Origin of the sequence: Arcobacter sp. L (genome assembly GCF_000284235.1) — a bacterium.
Lineage (GTDB): Bacteria > Campylobacterota > Campylobacteria > Campylobacterales > Arcobacteraceae > Aliarcobacter > Aliarcobacter defluvii.
The window spans coordinates 1,353,128-1,374,290 of sequence record NC_017192.1; the positions used below are offsets into that span (position 1 = coordinate 1,353,128).

Sequence of the window (21,163 nt, forward strand, 5' to 3'; positions counted from 1 at the left end):
TATATTCTAAAATATTAACGGATTTAAATTAAAAAAAACTTTCTACTTTCAATTCAAATTTAAAAAATTAAAAATTATTCACTTCAAAGTATCAAAAACTTTTTTAATTCCTTGTGCTGCAACTTTTTGTTGAACTTTTGCATATCTTCTTGTGGGTCTAGTAGAACTGTGTCCTAATATAGCTGCTACAACTTCCATACTATTATCTGTGTTATTTAAAGATATTTCTCCAATTAAATGTCTTAAATCATGTATTCTCATACTTTTATTAATATTTGCTTCTTTAAGTATTCTATCCCAAGCCCATCTAAGATTTTTTATTTTTGCACCTGTTACTAAAGATTTAAATACATATCCATCTTTATCTTCTATATTTATAAAGATATTATAGAGTTCATCAGTCATTTCATAACTCATATTCTTTTTTGCTTTGTTTATTTCATATTTAATAGTATAAGTTCTTTTTTCAAAATCTATCATATCCCAAGTTAAATTTAAAACTTCTCCAGTTCTTCTCCCATGTAATAAAAAAGTAAATATGTTTTTATATAAAGGTTCTTTAAAATTTATTATTGTGTTGAATAATCTTTTTGATTCTACAAAATCTAAAGGATATTCTCTTGTATTATCATATTTTGGTTTATCTACAAGTATTACAGGATTATTAGTTGTAATTTTATGTTTTATTGCAAATTTGAAAAGAGCTGATAAATCTGCAAGATAGTTATCAACACTTTTAGGAGATTTTGTTTTTAATAGTTCATTTGCAAATAATTGAATATTAAATGTTTGAATAGTATTTATTTTTAAATTGTCAAATTTTGTTTTGAAATGACAATTATATACACTCTTTTTATTGATCAATGTTTTTTGAGATACAGATTTAGAATTAATTAGATGTTCTAAGTACAGTTCCCATAGCTGCTTAAATGTTAAATCTTTTTTTATGTAAGTGTTATTTTCAATCTCATTTTTCATCGATTCTTTTTTTAAAAAAGCAATTTTTGCATTTGTTTTAAATTCATCATTTTCATAACCAATTATTTTTCTATATTTCTTTTTATTGATTGTAAATGTTGCTAAAAATACTTTACCTTTTTGACTATCACTATAGTAACTTATTCCAGGATAATTAGTCTTTGTTGTTTTTGGTATTGCCAAAGGTGTCCTTTTAGGTGTCTTTTTTAAATGTAAATTAATGTAAATTTATAAGTTGTATATTATAGTATATGAACTTATAAATACCATAAAATAGGCTTTTTTAGTAAGAATTGGAAGTTTATGTAAATATAATACATAAAGATTTCCTCCAGAACACGCAAGTTCAAATCTTGCTGGGGTCGCCATATACCAAAATAATCTCATAAAACCATATTAAATAAATTATAATCAATTGAAAATGAATTTGTTATTTTTAACTAACTTAATAATTAGGAAATGAATTTTAGGATAATATTGTATAACTTAAAGAAATAGTAGGAATAAATATGGATTTAACTGTACTTATCGGAATAATTGGTGCTATTGCATCTATTTCCATTGGTGACTTATTAGAAGGTGGAAATCCTGCCCATGTAATTCATATCACCTCATTAATAATTGTTATTCCAACAGCATTATTTGCAGCAGCAGCAGCTTGTGAAGCTTCAGCAATAAAAGCAGCCTATCTTGAATTAAAAATGGTTTTCACAAAATTACCAGTTGATTATGAATCACGAATAGATGAATTGGTTGAATATTCTATTTTAGTTAAGAAAAATGGTGTACTATCTTTAGAAAAATATCTTCAAGATATAGATGATGAATTTTTAAAAGAAGCGATGAATATGGTCGTTGATGGTTCTAAAGAAGAGCAGATAGAAGAATCTTTAGATGTAATTATTGATGAAACAGAACATTATTATCATAGTGCTTCACATTATTGGATTTTAGCAGCAGAAACTTCTCCTACGATTGGATTAATAGGTGCTGTTTTAGGACTTATTTTAGCTTTACAAAGATTAGACAATCCAGCAGAAATGGCAGCAGGTATTGCAGGTGCATTTACAGCTACTGTAACAGGAATTGCATCTTCTTATATTTTCTTCGGTCCTTGGGGAAATAAAATGAGAGCAAAAGCTCGTATGATTATCAAAGAAAAAGAGCTTATTTTATATGCAGCAAGAGCAATTGTAAGAGGTGATGCTCCTGGAGAATTGAAACTTAAGCTGACAAAAATGGTAACAGTAATGCCTCTAAAAGGTTGATTTATGGCAAGAAAAAAACGTACAAAATGTGATTGTCCATCAGGTGAAAAATGGGCTGTTCCTTATGCAGATTTCTTAAGTTTATTACTTGCTTTATTTATTGCTCTTTATGCATTGGCTTCTGTAAATATTGAGAAACAAAAGGCATTAAAAGAAGAATTCTTTAAAATATTTAATTTAAATGTCGATACAAGTTCACTAATAGATAGAGAAAAAATATCAAAAGCATTAGCAGAAAAAGATGCAAATATGGATGATGCAAAAGATACATTTGTACAAATAAATGCAAAATTAAATGATTTAGAAAGTAAAAATGCAAATGATGGAGATTTACAAGAAAAAATAAATGGTACATTGATGTCAATTCCTGCACAGTTATTATTTGATGATGGAAAAGCTGAGATAAAAGGTGAAGGTTCTTCTTCATTTTTTACAAGATTAGCCAAAATTATTTCTGTTTTACCTAAAGACACACAAATTAATGTAAAAGGTTATGCAGAAGATTATGAAATAAGAGGCTCAAAATATAAAGATGCTTTAGATTTATCAACTGCAAGAGCAAATAATGTTATAAGAGAATTATTAAAATATGGCGTATCTGCAGAAAAATTATATTCAAGTGGATTTGGTTCAACTCAATCAGGTTGGAAAGAAAAAAAATCTGTTGAATTTGAATTTAAAACTTCAAAAGAGTTTGCAAAAGAACAAAGTATTGATGATATATTAAAAGAGAATTAAAATTTTAAGATAAGAGTTTTAGAGGAAATTATTTTGGAAGAAAAATCACTAATTTCATATTTTTATGGTTTTTTTGTAGTTTGGTTTGTTGCAAGTATTTTACTTTATCTTTACGGAGGTTTTTTTGCTGTTTATCAAGGTACAGTTTTATCTGTACTTGAATTGTCGCTTTCTTTTGATAATGCAGTTGTAAATGCAACAATTTTAGCAACAATGGCTGTTATTTGGAGAAAAAGATTTCTTATTTGGGGTATGATTATTGCTGTATTTGGAGTAAGATTTATTTTCCCTATCTTAATAGTTTATTTCTCAACTTCAATGGGAATAATAGATTCTTTTAATCTTTCTATAACTAATCCAGATGAATATGAAAAAATTATTCAAAGTTCTCATCATGTAATTATGTCTTTTGGTGGAATGTTTTTATTAATGCTCTTTTTAAAATTTCTTTTCAATGAAAATAAAGATTTATACTGGATAAAATTTATAGAAAAATTTGCAAGTAAAATATCAAAAAAGGGTGATATAAAAATTATTTTCATTCTATTTCTAATGTTAGGAATTACATATATAGCGCCAAATAACGTTGTAATGGGTGATAGTATGATTGCTGTAAATAAAATTGAGATTTTAGCACCGATGTTAATAGGATTAATAGCCTTTTATTTAATAGAGTTTTTTAAGAGTTTTATGGAAACAAATAGTGATAAAAATTCTAATATTACTCAAGTAAGTGGTGGATTTATCTCATTTATATATCTTGAAACTATTGATATGTCTTTTTCTTTAGATGGAGTTTTAGGAGCATTTGCTGTTACTCAAAATATTATAATAATTATGCTAGGTTTAGGAATTGGTGCAATGGCTGTTAGATCTTTAACCATTTATATGGTAGATAAAGATGTTGTATCAAAATATATTTATCTTGAGCATGGTGCAATGTGGTCTATTGGTTTTTTGGCACTTTCTATGATAGTTCAAATTTTTTATCATCTACCTTCAATGCTTGTAACTACCTTTGCTATAGTTCCAATTTCTTTAGCCTTTATTCAATCTATTTATAAAAATAGAGAATTTATTTTAGATTCTAAGGATTAATTTTTATTTTATAGAGTTATTTTATATAAATGAAGCAATATTAGACTATAAATATAGCACTATAAAACAATAAACTTATCACAAAATAAGAAGACCTATTTTCTAAAATAAAATACAATACATTTTTAAAATACTTAGAAAAATTGTTGTTAAAATAACAAAATTTTTTAGCAACAACTACAAAAACATAAAAGGAAACAAATGCTAAAAATATTTTTAGGATTATTTTTAACTATAGTGCATCTATTTGCAAATAGTTCAGAATCTAGTGAATCTTTCCCTGACCTTACAATGACTTGGGTAGGAATAAGTTCTCTTTTTATATTTGTTATTGGTTACTACTTTATAGCAGCTGAAGATAAATATCATGTTGATAAAGCTAAACCAGCTTTATTTATTGGAACATTTATGTTTATGTTAATTGGTTTATATTATGTATTAAATGACTTAGATATAAATATTTTAAGTAATGATATGAATCATTTGATTTTAGAAATTGCAGGGATTTTCTTCTTCTTATATGTTGCTATGACTTATATCGAAACATTAATTTCAATGGGAGTATTTGATAGATTAAAATATAATCTTATTTCAAAAGGTTATACATATAGAAAACTGTTTTGGATTACAGGATTTTTAGCATTTTTTATCTCTCCTGTTGCAGATAATTTAACTACGGCACTTATTTTATCAACAGTTTTAATTACAATAGATAGAAATAAAAAAGAATTTTTAGTTCCAGGTGCAATTAATATTGTTGTTGCAGCAAATGCAGGAGGTGCTTGGTCTCCATTTGGTGATATTACAACACTTATGGTTTGGACAGCAGGAAAAGGTGATTTTACTGATTTCTTTTATTTATTTCCATCAGCATTCTTAGGATTTCTAGTAACTGCGATACTATTATCTTCTTTTGTTCCAAATTCAAAACCTCAATTTGATGCTTCAAAAGAGAAAAAACCAGAACTAATGACAGGTGCAACTGTAGTAATTGCTCTTGGGATTTTAACAATTATTTTAGCTGTAATTTCTCATCAAGTTTTCCATTTCCCTGCAATGTGGGGTATGTTATTTGGTTTAGCATTACTTAAACTTTATACAATTAGAATTATCAAAAAATATAATAGTCCTTTAAATATTTTCCATGCAATAGCAAAAATAGAGAATAATACGTTACTTTTCTTTTTTGGTATTTTAGCTGCTGTTGGAGCGTTATATTTTATTGGATGGTTACATTTAGCAGTTGTTGTTTATGAACCTGATATGTTAGGTGCATCTTGGGCAAATATTGCAGTTGGATTTTTATCTGCTTTTGTAGATAATGTTCCAGTGATGAGTGCTGTTTTAAAAGCTAATCCTCAAATGGGATTAGATCAATGGATGTTAGTTACATTAACAGCTGGAATTGGTGGTTCTTTAATCTCTTTTGGGTCAGCAGCTGGTGTTGGTGTTATGGGAAAAATGGCTGGAATTTATACTTTTGCTAGTCATATGAAATATGCATGGACAGTATTTTTAGGGTATGTTGTTTCTGTTGCTATTTGGTATTTTCAATATGAAATGTTAGGAATTAAACATTACTAATATTGATAAAAGATATAGGTTCTCCTATATCTTTTATTTGTTTATATTATTTTTTAATAGTAATTTTAGTTCTATTATTTCATCTCTTAATTTTTTTATTTCATCGTGTATATGTGATTCATTTGAATGAACCTCATTTATAATATTATCTTCTTCATCTTTATTTAGAATCGCCATTGCATCTACGATAATAGCTACAACTAGATTTATCATTACAAAAGTAACAACAAAAATAAATGGTACAAAGAAAATCCAAGCATAAGGATAAACTTCCATTATTGGTCTTACTATTCCCATAGACCAAGATTCCAAAGTCATTATTTGGAAAAGTGTGTAAAAAGATTCTCCTAAAGTTCCAAACCATTGTGGGAAACTTTGCGCAAAAAGATGAGTTGACATAATTGCAAATACATAAAAAAATAGAGTCATTAAAGCAACTACACTTAACATTCCCGGAATTACACTAATTAATGCTGTCACAATTTTTCTCATTTGAGGAACAACAGTTATTAATCTAAATAATCTAAGAACTCTTAAAACTCTTAATATTTCAAAACCTGGATTTAAAGGAATCAATGAAATAGCAACTATTGTAAAATCAAATATACTCCAAGAATCTTTGAAAAAAGATACTCTATGAACATAAATTCTAAGTATTATTTCTATTGTAAAAATAGTAATAACAATTTGATTAAACAATGAAGTATAAGTTTCAAAACTAGACATAAAATCTTTTGAAGTTTCTAAACCCATTGTTATACCATTTATAATGATTAAATAAGTAATAAATTTTGAGAAAAAACTACTTTCAATGAAAATTTTAATTTTGTTATACATATCACTCCCAAATTAAGTTAAAATTTTTTTGCAATCATAACCAAAAATTTGTAAAGAAAATATGTATTAAAATTTAAATAGTTTTATTTTTTAGTTCTCTTATAATCTCTTTTATTCTAAATGAGATATATTTATCTAAAATTTGATGATCTTGTTCATCTAATTTAAACTTTAAAAGTATTTTTTCTCCATCAACTGTGTAAAACATCTCTTTAACAAAAGCATTAGTTCTAATGATATAATTTGGATTATTTGCAATCTTATTATCAATATGGCAATTTATAGCAATTTTTGCATTTGAATGAATCTTTAATTCGGGATTTAGTTCTTTTGAAATACATAATACATGATCAATAGAAATATTTATAATATCAACTTTTATAAATTTATTATCTATTTCAATGATAACATTTGAATTCTTTTTAGGATCAACTCTTGGTTTTTTTCTGTGATGAACATATGAATCTATAAGATTGTTGTACATCAAATCTATTTCATTTTTCTCATAATCAAAAGATTTTGTAATAGTTAATATTTCAACACCTAAATGTTTAGAAGAGATAACTACATGATCATTTATTTTTATAGTTTTTAATTGAGTATTATCAATTTTTATTTTGATTATTTCATCATTAAAATCCAAAATTTCAGCAGCTCGAATAATTGCAATTCCTTTAAAATGATTGACTAATTTAATATTTGGTTGCTCATCTTTTAAAAATTTTAAACAATCAATTACATCAAATTTATTTTTATTTTCATTAAATTTATTACTATTATTCATCAAAAGTTTTTTAACAGAAACTTTTAAAAAATCTTTTAAATCTTGTTCATTACTATTACAACACATAAAACCTGTAATATTATATTTAAAACATTTCATTAAAATATCATAATCAACATATTTAGAAAATATAATTACTTTTATCAATGGATTTATTACATGCACATCTTTTACAAATAAAAATGTAGATTCAATATCATAAATATCATTGTCAAATAATAAAATATCAAAATTATTACTATCTAATTCTGATAAAAACTTTTTTTGACAATCATATATTTTTATTTCTTTGAAAATTGAGAAAAGATAATCACCATATTTGTTTGTTATTGAATTGTCTTTTTCAATAATAACCAAATTTAATTTCTTTGTGAAGTATGTTAGTAAAAAAACATTTAACACTAAATTTCCTAAAGTTAGATTTTATTAATATTAAATTCTAACTTTTTTTAGTGAACTTTTAATTGATTTAAATCAATAGATTATTTTTGATTTATTGCATAAACCTTTATATTGAGGATATAAATCAATATTTTTAAGAAATTTACTAGGTGTTTCATTGCAAAATGATTTAAATTCTCTAATAAAATGTGATTGGTCAGAAAAGTTATATTCTAAAGCTAATTCACAATAATCTAAATACTTTAAAAAAAATTACTTGATTGTAAAAGGTCTTAAGACCTTTTATTTTTGAAAAATAAAAGTGTTCCATATAAAGAGATTATTCCAAATAAAAACATTGGAATCAAACTATTTAAAGCAATAGAAAAACTAATATCTTTTAAAAATATACCTTTTATAAGTTCTAAATAATATTTTAAAGGTATAAAATCAGTGAAAGTTTGTAACCATGCTGGCATATTTGAAATTGGTGTTGCGAAACCTGAAAGTAAAAAAGAGGGTAACATCACTATAAAACTTCCTAAAATTGCTTGTTGTTGAGTATTTGAAATTGAAGAGATAAATAAACCAATCCCAGACATAGAAAATAAAAAAACTACAACACTTAAATATAAAAGCCAAATTGAGCCATTTAATGGTACACCAAAAAGAAATATTGCGACAAAAAGTATAAAACTTGATTCTATTGTACTTATAATAAGTGCAGGAAGAAGTTTCCCTAAAAGTATTTCAACAGAATTTAAAGGGGAAACTAAAATCTGCTCAAATGTTCCCAACTCTTTTTCTCTAGCTATTGATAAAGCAGTTAAAATCATGGCAACAACCATTGAAATGGAACAAAAAAGAGAAGGAACTATCCACCAAAAATTATCTAAATTTGGATTATAAAAATTTCTTGGAATTATATGAATTTTTGACGTGATTTCATCTTTTTTTAAATAATTTAAAATTATTTGATTTAGATAACCTTCAACTATTTGAGAAGTATTTGAACGTCTTCCATCAAGTATTATCTGAATATTTGAGTTTCCTTTTTCTAAATTTTTTGCAAAATTATTTGGAATAATTAAAAACCCAATTGCATCTTGAATATCAATTTTTTCTTTTCCCTCTTCATAACTTTTTACAAATTTTAAAGATTTTATATAGTTTGAGCCTTGAAGATTTCTTATTAATTCTTGACTTTTTTGACTTCCATCTTGATTTAATAAAACTAAATCTATATTTTTTACTTCTAAAGTTGCAGCAAATGAAAAAATAATTACTTGCACAAGTGGAGGAATAATCACTACCATTAAACTTTTTTTATCATTTCTGATAGCTAAAATCTCTTTTTTTATCAAAGCCAATAATCTTTGTAACATTTATAAACCTTTTTTTGACTTTTTTAAAACTAATAAAAAGAAAAATGCGCCTATTAAAATCATTGAAATAATATTAGAAATAAATATTTCATATATATTTCCAGCTAAAAATATTGTTTGTAATGATTCTACAAAATATCTTGCTGGAACAATTAATGTTAATATTTGAAGCCAAGGAGGCATATTTCCTATCTCAAATAAAAAGCCTGAAAGAATAAAAGCTGGTAAAAAACCTGCAATGATAGATATTTGAGCAGCAACAAATTGATTTTTAGCTAAAGTTGAAATAAGTAATCCAATACTTAAAGACGAAAATAGATAAATTGCACTTAGAAGTATTAAAATCCAAAAACTTCCCATAAATGGTATTTCATACCAAAAATATGCAACAACAAAACATAAAAGCATAGAAAACATCCCAAGGATAAAATAAGGAATAAGTTTTCCAACAATGATTTCACTCATAGTTGCAGGTGTCGCCATTAGTGCTTCCATTGTTCCTCTCTCCCATTCTCTTGCAATTACAAGAGCTGTTAGAAGTGTTCCTATTAAAGTCATAATAACAGCAATTGAACCAGGAAGTAAAAAGTATCTACTAGAAACAGGAGCATTAAACCAAAAACGAGTTAGAAGTTGAATATTTTCTTTATTCACTATATTATTATTTTTAGCCCAAAGTTTTACAACACCATTTACATAGTTTTGTACAAGACCAGCACTGTTTGGTTCACTTCCATCAGTTATTACTTGTATGTCAAAATTGTTATTTTTTCCAAAATCATTATTTAAACTCAAAATTGCTTTTATTTTTCCTTCTTGCATTTTTTCTATATAAAAATCTCTATTTTTATCTAAATCAACTTCAAAATAACGAGAACTTATAAAAGATGAGATTAATTTTTGAGATAATTCACTATTAGTTTTTGAAATAATTGCAATAGGAATTTTTCTAGCATCTAAGGAAACTGCATATCCCATCAAAAAAAGTAAAATAAGGGGTAAAATAAAAGCTATTAAAATAGAACTAGGGTCTTTAAATACTTGCAAACTCTCTTTTCTAAGAAGGGCTTTTAATCTTTTAAAATTCATTTTTCTTCTTTATCATATTGTCTAATTAAAGAAATAAATGTATCTTGCATAGATGCTTGAGAACCTACTAAGTTTTTAAGTTCATCAGGAGTTCCATTTGCTATGGCTTTTCCTTTATAAATAAGCATAATTTTATCGCAATATTCAGCTTCATCCATGAAGTGAGTGGTAACCATTATGGATATTCCTTTTTTTACTAAACTATTTATATGTGTCCAAAATTCTTTTCTTGTAATTGGATCAACTCCAGAAGTTGGTTCATCTAAAAATAAAACTTTTGGTTCATGCATTACTGAACATGCAAGGGCCAATCTTTGTTTTATCCCAAGAGGTAAGGTATTGGCATTTGAAAATAGATAGTTTTTAAAATCAAAAATTTCTATCATCTCTTCTATTTTTTCTTTTCTTTTTTTCCCTTTTAATCCATAAATTCCTGAGAAAAACTCCAAATTGTCTTTGATTTTTAAATTTCCATATAAAGAGAATTTTTGTGCCATATAACCAATAGAGTTTCGAACAGTTGCTTTTGAGTTATATAAATCTTCACCTAAAACTTTTGCAGTTCCAAAAGTAGGGGTTAGTAAACCACAAAGCATTTTAAAAGTTGTAGATTTTCCTGCACCATTTGGTCCTAAAAAACCAAAAATTTCACCTTGACCTATTTCAAAATCAATATTATCAGTAGCAACAAAATCTCCAAATTTTTTAGTTAAATTTTTTGCTTCTATTAATTTTTTATCTGAACTTTCAAAATCTTTCATATTTTCAACAAGTTTTGAATGAGCTTGAGTTTTTTCACCCAAAATATTTACAAAAGCATCTTCAAATATAGGATTTATAGGTTCAATTTTTATATTTTTTCCTAAAGTATATAAAATATTTTTTGGTAATAATTTATCTTTTTGCAAATTTATTCTAATTTTTGAACCAACTAATACAGCATCTAAAATCTCTTCTTGTTCTAAAATAGTAGTAAGTGCTTCTCTTTTTTTTAAAAATTCTCCACTTACTAAAAAAACTCTTGTATTCATAGTTTCTCTGAAATCTTTTGGTGAGCCTTTGTATAAACAATTACCTTCATTTAATAAAATTACTTCATCACAAATATCTGCTTCATCAAGATATGATGTACTCCAAACAACAGCTATATCATCTTTTAAAAGTTCTTGAACCATCTCCCAAAGCTCAATCCTTGAAATTGGATCAACTCCAACTCCAGGTTCATCTAATAGAAGTATTTTGGGTTTTTTAATTAATGCACAAGCAAGTCCTAATTTTTGTTTCATTCCACCTGAAAGATTACCTGCAAGTCTATCTTTAAATTTCTTTAGATTAGTAAACTCTAAAAGTTCATCTATTCGAAAATTAAGATTTTCAATTGATTGTAAATTTGCATAAAGTCTTAGATTTTCAAAAACAGATAAATCTTCATATAAACCAAATTTTTGTGGCATATAACCAATTTGTTGCAAAAACTCACTTGATGTATTTGGCATTTGATAGTTTAAAACTTCAAGTTTTCCTAAACTTGGAGTTAAAAGTCCTGTTAGCATTCTAATAAGAGTAGTTTTTCCTGCACCATCAGGTCCCACAAGTCCTGTAATTTTTCCACTTGAGATAGAAAAATTTATTTTTTTTATAGCTTTATTATTTCCAAAATCTTTTTCTAAATTTATTGCATTAATTACTTGCATTATTATCAGCTATTTGTAAAGTTACAGGCATTCCTTGTCTTAGTTTATCATCGCTATTTTTTACAATAACTCTAAAACTATAAACCAAATCTGCTCTTAATTCTTGTGTTTCTATATTTTTTGGAGTAAATTCTGCAATAGGTGAAATAAAACCAATATATCCTTCATAAGGTTCTTTTCTTGAATCAGTAAAAATTAACATTTTTAGATTTGGTTTGATATCTCCTAAATGATTCTCATCAATATAAGCTCTCACCCAAAATTCGTCTGTTTTTGCTATTTCAAGTACAGATTCACCAGCAGTTGTAATTGAACCAATTTCTTTGTATCTATTAAGAATTACGCCATCAACAGGTGAAATTATATTTGAATCTTTTATATCAACTTCAAGTTTTTCTTTCTGTGCTTCTAAAGCTTTTAATTTTGCTTCTTGAACTAAAATATCTTCTTTTCTATAACCATTTTTAACTAATTCATAAGCAGCTTTTGCTTTATCTAAAGTAGCAAGTGCTTGTTTATAATTTAGTTCAGAAAGTATAAAATTCTCTTCAGATGTAGATTTTGTTTTATAAAGATTTTTTTGTCTTGTATAAGTATCATTTATTTTATTTAAATTTGCAGTTGCTTCATCAAAAGTTGCTTTTGCTTCTTGTATCTCTTCATCTCTAAAGCCTGATTTTAGTTTTGATAGTTCAATAGTAGAAGCTTCAATATTTGCTTCAAGTTCATTTATAGATTTTTTTAAACTTGAATTATCCAAAAGTACAAGAGTTTCACCTTTTTTTACATTTTCACCTTCATCTTTAGTGATATTTTCAATTTTTCCAATAAATCTAAAACCAACTTTTACTGTTCTTGTATCTATGTTTCCATAATATTTATTATCTACATTATTTGAATTTTTTATATAAGTTTTTAATATAAAAAACAAAATAAGTGAAATAAAAATTATAAGAAAAATAAAAGCAATTTTTTTCATCTGAAAACCTTAAAAAATAGATAATATCTTATACAATAATAAAAATTAAAGTAAGGCTTAATAAATATAAAAATGATTTTATATATAATAAATAGGAATTGAAGATAATAATTTTATTAGTATCTCATGAAGGAAAAAGAAAAGTTATTGTTAAAAATTATTTTTTAACAATAACCATATCAAAAGATGATTTTTGTACAACTAAAGCTTTCGTGTCAGGAACAACAGAAAGAGAGTTTATGCTTTTTATTTTACTTTTAAAAATATGTACATCTTTTTCTAACTCTTCAATTCTTCTATTTAATTGTAAAATAATATCAACACCAGCTAAATTTACTCCAAGCTCTCTAGTAAGAGTTAAAAGATATTTTATATGATCTATGTCTTTTTGAGAATAAAGTCTTATTTTCCCATTTGTACGACTTGGTTTTATAAGTCCTTCTCTTTCATATTGTCTTAATGTTTGAGGATGAATATTTAAAATTTCTGCAACAGCAGAGATTAAATAAACAGGTTCAATATAGCTATTTGTTTCCATGAAAAATCCTTTTTATTTTTCAGGAAGCTTTGCTTCCATCATTTTTACTAATTCTTCATCTAAATTCTCAAGTTTTGGTAAAATAATATTTGCTTTTAAATATAAATCACCTTTTACACCACTTTTTCTATTTAGAACACCTAATTCTTTTACTCTAAATTTTTGATTTTGTTTTGTATTTTGTGGAACTTTTAATGTAATATCTTTGTGAATAGTTTTAACTTCAACTTTTCCACCAAATAACGCAGTTTTTAAAGGTAAATCAAAATATTTTGTTAATGTATCACCATCTCTTGTATATTCTGGGCTTTGTGAAACATTGATTTTTAAAATCAAATCACCTCTTTGTCCTTGATATGATTTTCCTTTTCCTTTTGCTCTGATTTTTTGTCCATTTTCAATTCCTTCAGGAATTTTTACATCAAAAGAATCACTATTTAAAGTGATGTGTTGTTTCCCACCAACAATAGAAACATCAAATGGAATAGTAATTTGAGCATTTGTATCTAAGTCAGGTTCACTAAACCCTCCAAATCCACTAAATCCTCCTTGAGAAAAACCAGATCTATTAAATCCACCTGATTGACCAAACATTTGTCGTAAGATTTCATCTAAATCTACATTTGAACCTTGTGATCTTGCAAAATCTTGGAAATTTTGACCACCAAACATAGAATCACCATATTGATCATATTGTTGTTTTTTTTCTGGATTACTTAAAACTTCGTATGCAGCATTAATTTCTTTGAATTTATCTTCTGCACTTGGGTCTTTATTTACATCCGGATGATATTTTCTTGCTAGTTTTCTATATGCTTTTTTTATTTCATCTGCACTTGCATTTTCATTTACTTCTAATGTTTCATATAAACTTTTTGCCATTTTAAATCCTATTCATATTTTTTAATATAGTTTAATTTCTAAAAGGAAATTATAGCAAAAAGGTTGAGTCAATGTCAATCAAGTATTACTTGATAAAATAATTTTAAATTGAGCTCCAATATATTTTTCATTTTCATAAATAAATTCTTCATTAGAAACGAAAATTTCACCTTTCATACTCATTTTTATTATTTTATGAGTCATATAAAGTCCTAAACCTGTACCTTGAAATTTATGTTTTGTAGTAAAATATGGTTCAAAAATTTTATCGATAATATTTTTATCTATACCACCTGCATTATCAAGTATTGTAATTTCAATATTATCATTTATTTGTTTAGTTGAAATTTTAATTAGTCTTAGTTCTTCTTGAGCTAATCTTGAACTTATTGCATCACTTGCATTATGTAAAATATTAATTAATGCTTGACTAAATTCATTTGAAAAATTATATAAATATATTTCATCATCCAAATCTAAATCAATTCTGATTTTATTTTCATTTAAAATAGTTTCAATTAATGAAATATTATTTTGAATATTTTGAGTTAAGTTGAATAAAGATTTTTCTTTGTCTTCTTTTAGAAAATCTTTGAATACATCAATTGTATTAGATAAATGTTCAGTTGTATCAGAAATTAGTTTTAAAGAATCTAATAATATTTTATCAGTTAATAAACCAATCTCTTTTTTTAGTTTTGTACTTGAAGCAGTAATTGAAATTATATTTAATGGTTGTCTCCATTGGTGTGCAATATTTCCTATCATTTCTCCCATTGCTGCAAGTTTTGATTGTTCTGCTAAAAGAGTCTCTTTTCTTTTTATTTCACTAATATCAACTATTGTTAAAATTTTAAAAGTTTGAGATTTTATAATAGTATCTTTGATGTTTATTAATGCTTTAAATGTAGATTTGTCTTCTTTGAAAATAGTCGTTTCAATTGGTTTATTACTAGCTTTTTCTAAAACCCTTTTATTATGAATAAGTTCTTCAAAATGTTTATTAATTAAATCATATTTTGATGAGTAATTAAATAAATCTATTGCAACTTTATTACAATCAACTACTCTATCATCTTTAAATAAAATAATAGCTTCCATCGTTGTATCAAAAAGTAGTTTTAATTCTTCGTTTTTTTCTTCAACTTTTTCTTTTATTTCTTTTAATTTAAAATTAATTTCTGAAAGCATAGTAACATCATAAATATAGATAATTACAAGTTCATTTTTTACATCTAATGGTGTGATTGTAATACTTTGTTGCATATTATCAAAAACTTTATCTGTAACTTTTCCTAACTCAATATTTACTAAAAATTTACTAATTTGTGGAGTATAAAATGTAGATGAGTTTAATTTTAATGCTGTAGTAATCTTTCTTACTAATTTTTTTTCATCAATGTTTGGATAAAATTGCATTAAATTCTTATTTATAATTTCATTTGATGAGATTCCTGTTCTAATTTCAAGCCATTTATTCCAAAATTGTACTTCTAAGTTTTTATTTATTAAAATAATTCCATTATCAACCGTATTACAAATAATGTCAAATTTGTTAGTGTCTAATTTCAAAGTTCATCCAATATTTTATTTAGTTTTTCTTTTATATATAAAATTGAATTATCTGTTGTGAAAATAAATAATTCGGCATGAATATTTAAATCATCAAAATTTAATTGTGTAGATATGATAATTACTTTTTCATATTTACTAATAAATAAATTATTTAATTGGTTTATTGAAGTTAAATTTTTGATAGTTGGTGCAGAAAAAGAAACATTTGTATCTATATCTTCTGCTAATTTACTAATCGTTGATGATGATAAAATATTTGTAATTTCTAAAACAATATCACATATTTCTTCGTCATTTATTTCATTTTCTTCTAAACCAAATTTATAAGCAATATTTTTTGCAGATTTTTTATCTATTACAAACATATTTTCACCACTAATTGTTCCATTTATTTGTTGTAGTGAAACCAAATGCTCTTCGTCTAAATTTAATTCTTTTGATAAATATGATTTTAATTCATTTGCATTTATTATTTGAATTTTAGGAATAGATAATTTTGCAAAGGCATCTAAAATTTCAGTTATAGCAGCAGTTGCGCTACCATATGCTACATTCATAAGTTCTTGTAGACAATCTTTTTCATCTTCTGTTAAGTGTATTTTAGATTCCATTATGTTCCAATTCATCAAGTTTTTTTAAAATTTGTTGCATTTTTGCTGTATCAACAGGTTTTTTTATAAAATTAAAAGCACCTAAAGCTAAAGCTTTATCCATAGAAAGTTTTTGAATATCTGCAGAAATTATAACAACTTTCGCATTTTTATCAAATTCTTTAATCTTTTCTAAAGCTACAAATCCATCCATAACAGGCATGGTTAAATCAAGAAAAACAATTTTTGGTGAATGTTGTTTATACAAATCTAAGGCTTCTTGACCATTTTGAGCTTCAAAAATTTCTAAATCTTTTTTTGTAGAGTCATTTAAAGTTTTAATAACCATTTTTCTTGCCATTTTAGAATCATCTGTAACCAAAATTTTCATAAATTATTTCCTATTTTCTAATTGATAATAATTTTATCTAAAATTCAATAAGAATTACTTTTATTTAATAGGGAATATACTAATATAGTATTTTATAAAAAAGGGAAGTATCTTATGTTTTCAAAAGATGAATGGACTCAGATTGAATTGTTTAAAAATAAGAAAGAATTAGAAAAAAAAGGTATAAAAGTTGTAATTGTAGATACAATCTTAAAACCTTTAGAAAGTATAGAAACAATCACTTATAATCCATATGAGATGGCTTTATATGAAGAAGGTACAGTTTTTGTTTTTTATTGTGACACGGGAAAAACTACAAAAGAGAGACTTGAATACTATAAAAAGAAATTTCCAAAATATAAATGTATTAGCTTAAAAGGTGGGAGAGCTTATTTTAGACCAAATTATCAACTTTTGGATAATAAATGAAAAAATATGAGTATGTAGTTATTGGTGCTGGAATTGCAGGCTGTTCTTTATCACATTTTTTAAAAAAATATTCAGATTCAATTTTATTAATAGATAAAAATGAAGATGTCGCTTCTGGAGCAAGTGGAGCTGCTGGAGCTTTTTTATCTCCACTTTTAGGAAAACCAAATAAATTTAAAGAATTGGTTACTAAAGCTTTAAATTTTTCAATAGATTATTATAAAAATAATTTTAATGAAGAGTTACAAAATTGTGGAACTTGTAGAATTCCAAAAAATCAAGAAGATGAAGAAAAATTTCAAAGTTATATTCCATATATGGATTTTGAGTATGAAAAATATGAAGATGGATATTTGTTCCCAATAGGAAGTGTTATAAAGCCCTATGAAGTTTGTTTAAAATTATCAAAAGATATAGAAAAACTTTTTAATTATGAAGTTTCTAAAATAGAGAAAATAGATGATTATTGGTTGATAAATGATGAAATTAAAGCAAAAAAACTTTTTTTATCAACAGGTGCAAATATATCTTTAATCGATGAAAAATATTTTGATATAAGAGCTGTTTGGGGACAAAAAATAGATGTTTTAACTTCTTCACAAATAGATATAAATTATCATAAAGAGTGTTCATTATCAAAAAGTAAAAAAATTGATGAAAATAGATATTTAGTTTCGATTGGTGCTACTCATAATAGATTTGATAAAGATATGAAGAATAGTAGTTATAATTTAGAATTAGCAAACATAAATAAAATTGAACATAATAAAGAGACAAAAGAAATTATCGAGGCAGATATTCAAAAGTTATTAAAAAAAGCAAATGATATAAAACAGTTAAATGATATTGAAGTTGTTGATGTAAAAATAGGTGCAAGAGCTTCTAGTATTGATTATTTTCCAATGGTTGGAAAATTGATTGATTCTAAAAAAAGTTTTGAGAAATATCCTCATATAAAAAATGGAACGCATATAAAAAATGAAAATTTAATAATGATAGATAATTTATATGTCTTAAATGGTGTAGGGGGAAGAGGATTTGTTTTGTCTTTATATCTAGCAAATCAATTAGTTCAGAGTGCACTAAATGATAAAAAGTTAGATGATGAGATAACAAATTATAGATTATTCTCAAGATGGGCTAAAAAACAAAAGAATTAAGAGGAAATATGAAAAATATATTAAAAATAGTTTTTTTAGGAATAGTTGGATTTTCAATTTTAGTTTATTTAACAATGCCTAAAAATGTAAACAAAATAAACAACAAAAATGTAACTATTACAATAGAAACAATACCAAAATATTTTGATATTGTAGGTAATAATCCTTATACAAAAGTAGAAAATTTATTTAAATTAGGTGAAGAGAAGTATATTATAGTTTTAAATCACGATGCTTTAGCCGTTTTTAAAGAGTTGTATAAATATACGGATAAAAATAATATAGTGCTAGTTGCAAATATATCAAATACTCCTTGGATTATAAAACAAATAGCAGTAAATGGTGAATTAGAAAAAATGTATAAAAATTCTAAAATTCCATTGATTAATGATTCTGATGGAAATTTTATAAGTAGTTTAGGATTAAATGACAATAAACAAAATAAATACTTTGTTTATAAATTAACAAATAATGGAATAGTTATGAAAATAGGTGAGTCTAAAGTAAAAGAAGGAGCACTTGAAAAAGGCTTATCTTTAGATGAAGTTGAAAAAAGTTTGAATGAGATGAAAAAAATCTTAGAATAAAATAATTATAAAGTAAAAAATTCAAGAAATATTATCATTGAAATTTTAATATTTATTGCAGAAGAAAATTCAAAGTCAGTGTTTTCAACTTTAATAATTGCCTTTTATAAGACTTCAGCACCTTTATTTGTTAACTTAATAATTTTTGCTTTTGTATCAATTCGATGTTCATATATTGCAATAAATTTTTTTAAAATCTCTTATTTGGAGTGATGTAAATTCTGATTGTCTTATCCTATATTTGCAATTATAATATATATGACAACTAGAGTTAAGCTAATTTTATATTTTAATATAAATATAAAATATAAAAAACTAAGAATAATCTGTTCAAAGTTTGAATAAAAAAATAGATATTATTTTACAATTATTAAAAGTAATAAAAATTATTTATTTTGATTAATTAGTTTATGAATTTTTCAAGAGTTAAGATATTTCTTAAGTAAAATATTTAAAAATGGTTATTGATAATTTATAAGTGGTACCGCTAGTCGGACTCCAAAAAGTGCACTAATAATCCTATTTAAAGGAAAGTTTATAAAATAGTACCGTTACGAATACCGTTATTATTTGATATTATCTAAAAAGTTAAGAATGTGTTCCGATTCTTAACAATTGTAAAGTAGTTTCATTTATTATATAAATTAAAAGTAAATTACCATTTATATGAAACTCTTTTGTCTCTATATATAAAATCATCAGTATCTTCTTAATGTAATTCTTTATTATTTAAAAGTAGAAAAATATGTAAAAATAGTTTTGCACTAATTGTAGGATTTAGTTGAACTTTATTTAAATCTTTTGTAAAAATTTTATGAATAGATAAATCAAGCACCTAAATCTTTTTTAAATCTTCTTTATTTGTAATAATAAAAAAATTAGCAAAAAAAAGACTATAAAATAATAGCTTTTTTGATTTAAAAAAAGAAATTTTAAAATTTCTTTTTTTAAAAAAATAATAAAAGTAAATAAAATAATATTATTTTATTTAGTATAATTTTTTTTAATGTATATATTATATAAATTTATATATTCAATGTCAATACAATATGATATAACTACTATAAAATGGGAATTTTTTAAGTATTTTTGGTTCTTGACAGAATTGAAAAATAAGTGCATAATTATGAGATTAAAACATAAACAACCATAAAAAACATAATGTTTGAGTTTTAAAAATAATAAAAAAGGATGAGAAATGAAACGTGAAGATAGATTATTAAAAAAACCAGATATTTTGCCAATATTAAAAATTGGTAAAAATAAACTGTATGACATAATTAAAAGTGGTGATTTTATTGAACCAGTTAAATTGCCTAATGTGAAGATTGACCTATACAGCCACGATGAGTTGCAAGTATGGATTGAGAAACAAAAAAATAAAAAAAAAGAAAATATTAATTAAAACTCCCTCTTTTAACTGTTTGGCGACGGACAAAGAGAGAGCTAATTAATCCCGACTAAAGGTTTTAATCATCTGCATTATACTACATAACTACAATATAACTGCTTATTGATTATTCAAATCAAATAAATATACATACATAATCAAGGATATTAAATATGTCCGCTAATAAAAAATATTATTGGTTAAAACTCAAAGAAGATTTTTTTGAGCGAGATGAAATAAAAATTATTGAATCTCAAAAAAATGGAAAGGATTACATCAATTTTTATTTCAAATTATTGCTTAAAAGTCTAAAAACTGAGGGTACACTGAGATTTAAGGACACCATACCATATAACCTTGAGATGCTTAGTACCATAACAAATTGTAATATAGATACTGTTAATACTGCAATTAATACTTTTATATCTTTGGGCTTGATGGAAAAATGGGAAGATGGTACTTATTTCATGATGGAAGTCCAAAATATGGTAGGTTCTGAAACAACATGGGCAGAAAAAAAAAGAGAATATAGAAATAAAAAGACATTGTCCTCTCTTTGTCCTGACAATCAAAAGACAAAAAAAGGACAAGTCCGACAAGAGATAGAGATAGAACTAGAAGATGAAAAAGAAAAATATGAAAAGTTAAATCAAAAACTTTTAACTCAACAATTAAAGAAAGATATAGAGATAGAAAAGCTTGAAAATCTTGCAGTCTCAAAAGAAAATGAAATTTTGATTTAAAAAATTATTGTTGCCAAAACAAGTATTCAATTAATAGTACAAGGGACAACGAGAGAGAGTGAC

23 protein-coding genes and 1 pseudogene are annotated in these 21,163 nt (G+C 24.8%); 9 read left to right on the forward strand and 15 right to left on the reverse strand.

Translation table 11 applies throughout. The features are described 5' to 3' along the window. Window positions 1-78: 78 nt before the first annotated feature. Entirely contained in the window at window positions 79-1,161 is a 1,083-nt protein-coding gene (locus ABLL_RS14690) for a site-specific integrase (protein ID WP_014474047.1), read from the reverse strand. Window positions 1,162-1,487: 326 nt separating this feature from the next. On the opposite strand from ABLL_RS14690, the gene motA reads away from it, so the two are divergent. The 4 genes from motA to nhaD all read left to right on the forward strand — a co-directional run bounded on the left by motA (window position 1,488) and on the right by nhaD (window position 5,666). Continuing rightward, window positions 1,488-2,246, forward strand: coding sequence for a flagellar motor stator protein MotA (gene motA, locus ABLL_RS06800; protein ID WP_014474049.1), 759 nt, complete (start codon window positions 1,488-1,490; stop codon window positions 2,244-2,246). 3 nt (window positions 2,247-2,249) lie between these two features. Continuing rightward, window positions 2,250-2,984, forward strand: a complete 735-nt coding sequence (gene motB, locus ABLL_RS06805; protein ID WP_014474050.1) for a flagellar motor protein MotB — start codon at window positions 2,250-2,252, stop codon at window positions 2,982-2,984. 33 nt (window positions 2,985-3,017) lie between these two features. Further along, on the forward strand, window positions 3,018-4,082 hold the full coding sequence (locus tag ABLL_RS06810) for a DUF475 domain-containing protein (protein ID WP_014474051.1): 1,065 nt from the start codon (window positions 3,018-3,020) through the stop codon (window positions 4,080-4,082). A gap of 201 nt (window positions 4,083-4,283) precedes the next feature. Beyond that, the gene (nhaD, locus tag ABLL_RS06815; RefSeq protein ID WP_014474052.1) at window positions 4,284-5,666 is read left to right on the forward strand and encodes a sodium:proton antiporter NhaD; all 1,383 of its coding nucleotides are present in this window, start codon (window positions 4,284-4,286) and stop codon (window positions 5,664-5,666) included. Between the two features lie 33 nt (window positions 5,667-5,699). Here nhaD and ABLL_RS06820 read toward each other — a convergent pair whose 3' ends face one another. The 12 genes and pseudogenes from ABLL_RS06820 to ABLL_RS06870 form a co-directional block, all read right to left on the reverse strand. Further along, window positions 5,700-6,503 (reverse strand): ion transporter, encoded by an 804-nt coding sequence (locus ABLL_RS06820; RefSeq protein WP_014474053.1) that lies wholly within the window; start codon window positions 6,501-6,503, stop codon window positions 5,700-5,702. A 73-nt stretch (window positions 6,504-6,576) separates the two neighbouring features. Next, entirely contained in the window at window positions 6,577-7,689 is a 1,113-nt protein-coding gene (locus ABLL_RS06825) for a hypothetical protein (RefSeq protein WP_041654746.1), read from the reverse strand. A 72-nt stretch (window positions 7,690-7,761) separates the two neighbouring features. Further along, window positions 7,762-7,902, reverse strand: a pseudogene (locus tag ABLL_RS15250) (hypothetical protein); the annotation flags it as partial. A 59-nt stretch (window positions 7,903-7,961) separates the two neighbouring features. Continuing rightward, window positions 7,962-9,053, reverse strand: a complete 1,092-nt coding sequence (locus ABLL_RS06830) for an ABC transporter permease (RefSeq protein ID WP_014474055.1) — start codon at window positions 9,051-9,053, stop codon at window positions 7,962-7,964. Beyond that, window positions 9,054-10,142, reverse strand: coding sequence for an ABC transporter permease (locus tag ABLL_RS06835; RefSeq protein WP_014474056.1), 1,089 nt, complete (start codon window positions 10,140-10,142; stop codon window positions 9,054-9,056). Then, the gene (locus tag ABLL_RS06840; protein ID WP_014474057.1) at window positions 10,139-11,836 is read right to left on the reverse strand and encodes an ATP-binding cassette domain-containing protein; all 1,698 of its coding nucleotides are present in this window, start codon (window positions 11,834-11,836) and stop codon (window positions 10,139-10,141) included. Before ABLL_RS06840 ends, ABLL_RS06835 begins: the two co-directional genes overlap by 4 nt. Beyond that, window positions 11,823-12,815, reverse strand: a complete 993-nt coding sequence (locus tag ABLL_RS06845; RefSeq protein WP_014474058.1) for an HlyD family efflux transporter periplasmic adaptor subunit — start codon at window positions 12,813-12,815, stop codon at window positions 11,823-11,825. Before ABLL_RS06845 ends, ABLL_RS06840 begins: the two co-directional genes overlap by 14 nt. Window positions 12,816-12,972: 157 nt before the next feature. After that, window positions 12,973-13,353 carry a heat shock protein transcriptional repressor HspR gene (locus tag ABLL_RS06850; protein ID WP_014474059.1) on the reverse strand — a complete coding sequence of 127 codons (381 nt, stop codon included), beginning with the start codon at window positions 13,351-13,353 and terminating at the stop codon, window positions 12,973-12,975. Window positions 13,354-13,365: 12 nt separating this feature from the next. After that, entirely contained in the window at window positions 13,366-14,235 is an 870-nt protein-coding gene (locus tag ABLL_RS06855) for a DnaJ family protein (protein WP_014474060.1), read from the reverse strand. A gap of 78 nt (window positions 14,236-14,313) precedes the next feature. Further along, entirely contained in the window at window positions 14,314-15,807 is a 1,494-nt protein-coding gene (locus ABLL_RS06860) for an ATP-binding protein (RefSeq protein WP_014474061.1), read from the reverse strand. Next, window positions 15,804-16,421, reverse strand: coding sequence for a chemotaxis protein CheX (locus ABLL_RS06865; protein WP_014474062.1), 618 nt, complete (start codon window positions 16,419-16,421; stop codon window positions 15,804-15,806). The genes ABLL_RS06860 and ABLL_RS06865 overlap by 4 nt, the downstream gene beginning before the upstream one ends. Then, window positions 16,411-16,791: a response regulator gene (locus tag ABLL_RS06870; RefSeq protein ID WP_014474063.1), complete on the reverse strand. Its 381-nt coding sequence runs from the start codon at window positions 16,789-16,791 to the stop codon at window positions 16,411-16,413. The genes ABLL_RS06865 and ABLL_RS06870 overlap by 11 nt, the downstream gene beginning before the upstream one ends. Before the next feature lie 114 nt (window positions 16,792-16,905). Here ABLL_RS06870 and ABLL_RS06875 point away from each other — a divergent pair, with 114 nt between their 5' ends. From ABLL_RS06875 to ABLL_RS06885, 3 genes are read left to right on the forward strand one after another with little or no spacing between them, the layout of a single operon-like run. Continuing rightward, the gene (locus tag ABLL_RS06875) at window positions 16,906-17,220 is read left to right on the forward strand and encodes a hypothetical protein (protein ID WP_014474064.1); all 315 of its coding nucleotides are present in this window, start codon (window positions 16,906-16,908) and stop codon (window positions 17,218-17,220) included. After that, entirely contained in the window at window positions 17,217-18,380 is a 1,164-nt protein-coding gene (locus tag ABLL_RS06880) for an FAD-dependent oxidoreductase (protein ID WP_014474065.1), read from the forward strand. The genes ABLL_RS06875 and ABLL_RS06880 overlap by 4 nt, the downstream gene beginning before the upstream one ends. 8 nt (window positions 18,381-18,388) lie before the next feature. After that, the gene (locus ABLL_RS06885) at window positions 18,389-18,967 is read left to right on the forward strand and encodes a hypothetical protein (RefSeq protein ID WP_014474066.1); all 579 of its coding nucleotides are present in this window, start codon (window positions 18,389-18,391) and stop codon (window positions 18,965-18,967) included. A gap of 588 nt (window positions 18,968-19,555) precedes the next feature. On the opposite strand, the gene ABLL_RS15185 is transcribed toward ABLL_RS06885, so the two are convergent. Both ABLL_RS15185 and ABLL_RS15190 read right to left on the reverse strand, forming a co-directional pair. Next, window positions 19,556-19,666, reverse strand: a complete 111-nt coding sequence (locus ABLL_RS15185) for a type II toxin-antitoxin system YafQ family toxin (RefSeq protein WP_258239367.1) — start codon at window positions 19,664-19,666, stop codon at window positions 19,556-19,558. Between the two features lie 10 nt (window positions 19,667-19,676). Beyond that, window positions 19,677-19,802, reverse strand: coding sequence for a hypothetical protein (locus ABLL_RS15190; protein WP_258239368.1), 126 nt, complete (start codon window positions 19,800-19,802; stop codon window positions 19,677-19,679). Between the two features lie 363 nt (window positions 19,803-20,165). Here ABLL_RS15190 and ABLL_RS06895 point away from each other — a divergent pair, with 363 nt between their 5' ends. After that, on the forward strand, window positions 20,166-20,372 hold the full coding sequence (locus ABLL_RS06895) for a hypothetical protein (RefSeq protein ID WP_014474067.1): 207 nt from the start codon (window positions 20,166-20,168) through the stop codon (window positions 20,370-20,372). A 158-nt stretch (window positions 20,373-20,530) separates the two neighbouring features. Continuing rightward, window positions 20,531-21,100: a phage replisome organizer N-terminal domain-containing protein gene (locus ABLL_RS06900; protein WP_050989844.1), complete on the forward strand. Its 570-nt coding sequence runs from the start codon at window positions 20,531-20,533 to the stop codon at window positions 21,098-21,100. The last annotated feature ends 63 nt before the right edge of the window (window positions 21,101-21,163 follow it).

Coding starts and splice junctions, on each gene's coding strand:
- ABLL_RS06880 (WP_014474065.1), top strand. CDS start 17,217: ATGAAAAAATATGAGTATGTAGTTATTGGTGCTGGAATTGCAGGCTGT.
- ABLL_RS06820 (WP_014474053.1), bottom strand. CDS start 6,503: ATGTATAACAAAATTAAAATTTTCATTGAAAGTAGTTTTTTCTCAAAA.
- ABLL_RS06845 (WP_014474058.1), bottom strand. CDS start 12,815: ATGAAAAAAATTGCTTTTATTTTTCTTATAATTTTTATTTCACTTATT.
- ABLL_RS06830 (WP_014474055.1), bottom strand. CDS start 9,053: ATGTTACAAAGATTATTGGCTTTGATAAAAAAAGAGATTTTAGCTATC.
- ABLL_RS06895 (WP_014474067.1), top strand. CDS start 20,166: ATGAAACGTGAAGATAGATTATTAAAAAAACCAGATATTTTGCCAATA.
- ABLL_RS06855 (WP_014474060.1), bottom strand. CDS start 14,235: ATGGCAAAAAGTTTATATGAAACATTAGAAGTAAATGAAAATGCAAGT.
- ABLL_RS06900 (WP_050989844.1), top strand. CDS start 20,531: ATGTCCGCTAATAAAAAATATTATTGGTTAAAACTCAAAGAAGATTTT.
- nhaD (WP_014474052.1), top strand. CDS start 4,284: ATGCTAAAAATATTTTTAGGATTATTTTTAACTATAGTGCATCTATTT.
- ABLL_RS06865 (WP_014474062.1), bottom strand. CDS start 16,421: ATGGAATCTAAAATACACTTAACAGAAGATGAAAAAGATTGTCTACAA.
- ABLL_RS15185 (WP_258239367.1), bottom strand. CDS start 19,666: ATGATTTTATATATAGAGACAAAAGAGTTTCATATAAATGGTAATTTA.
- ABLL_RS06840 (WP_014474057.1), bottom strand. CDS start 11,836: ATGCAAGTAATTAATGCAATAAATTTAGAAAAAGATTTTGGAAATAAT.
- motA (WP_014474049.1), top strand. CDS start 1,488: ATGGATTTAACTGTACTTATCGGAATAATTGGTGCTATTGCATCTATT.
- ABLL_RS06835 (WP_014474056.1), bottom strand. CDS start 10,142: ATGAATTTTAAAAGATTAAAAGCCCTTCTTAGAAAAGAGAGTTTGCAA.
- ABLL_RS06875 (WP_014474064.1), top strand. CDS start 16,906: ATGTTTTCAAAAGATGAATGGACTCAGATTGAATTGTTTAAAAATAAG.
- motB (WP_014474050.1), top strand. CDS start 2,250: ATGGCAAGAAAAAAACGTACAAAATGTGATTGTCCATCAGGTGAAAAA.
- ABLL_RS06870 (WP_014474063.1), bottom strand. CDS start 16,791: ATGAAAATTTTGGTTACAGATGATTCTAAAATGGCAAGAAAAATGGTT.
- ABLL_RS06885 (WP_014474066.1), top strand. CDS start 18,389: ATGAAAAATATATTAAAAATAGTTTTTTTAGGAATAGTTGGATTTTCA.
- ABLL_RS06850 (WP_014474059.1), bottom strand. CDS start 13,353: ATGGAAACAAATAGCTATATTGAACCTGTTTATTTAATCTCTGCTGTT.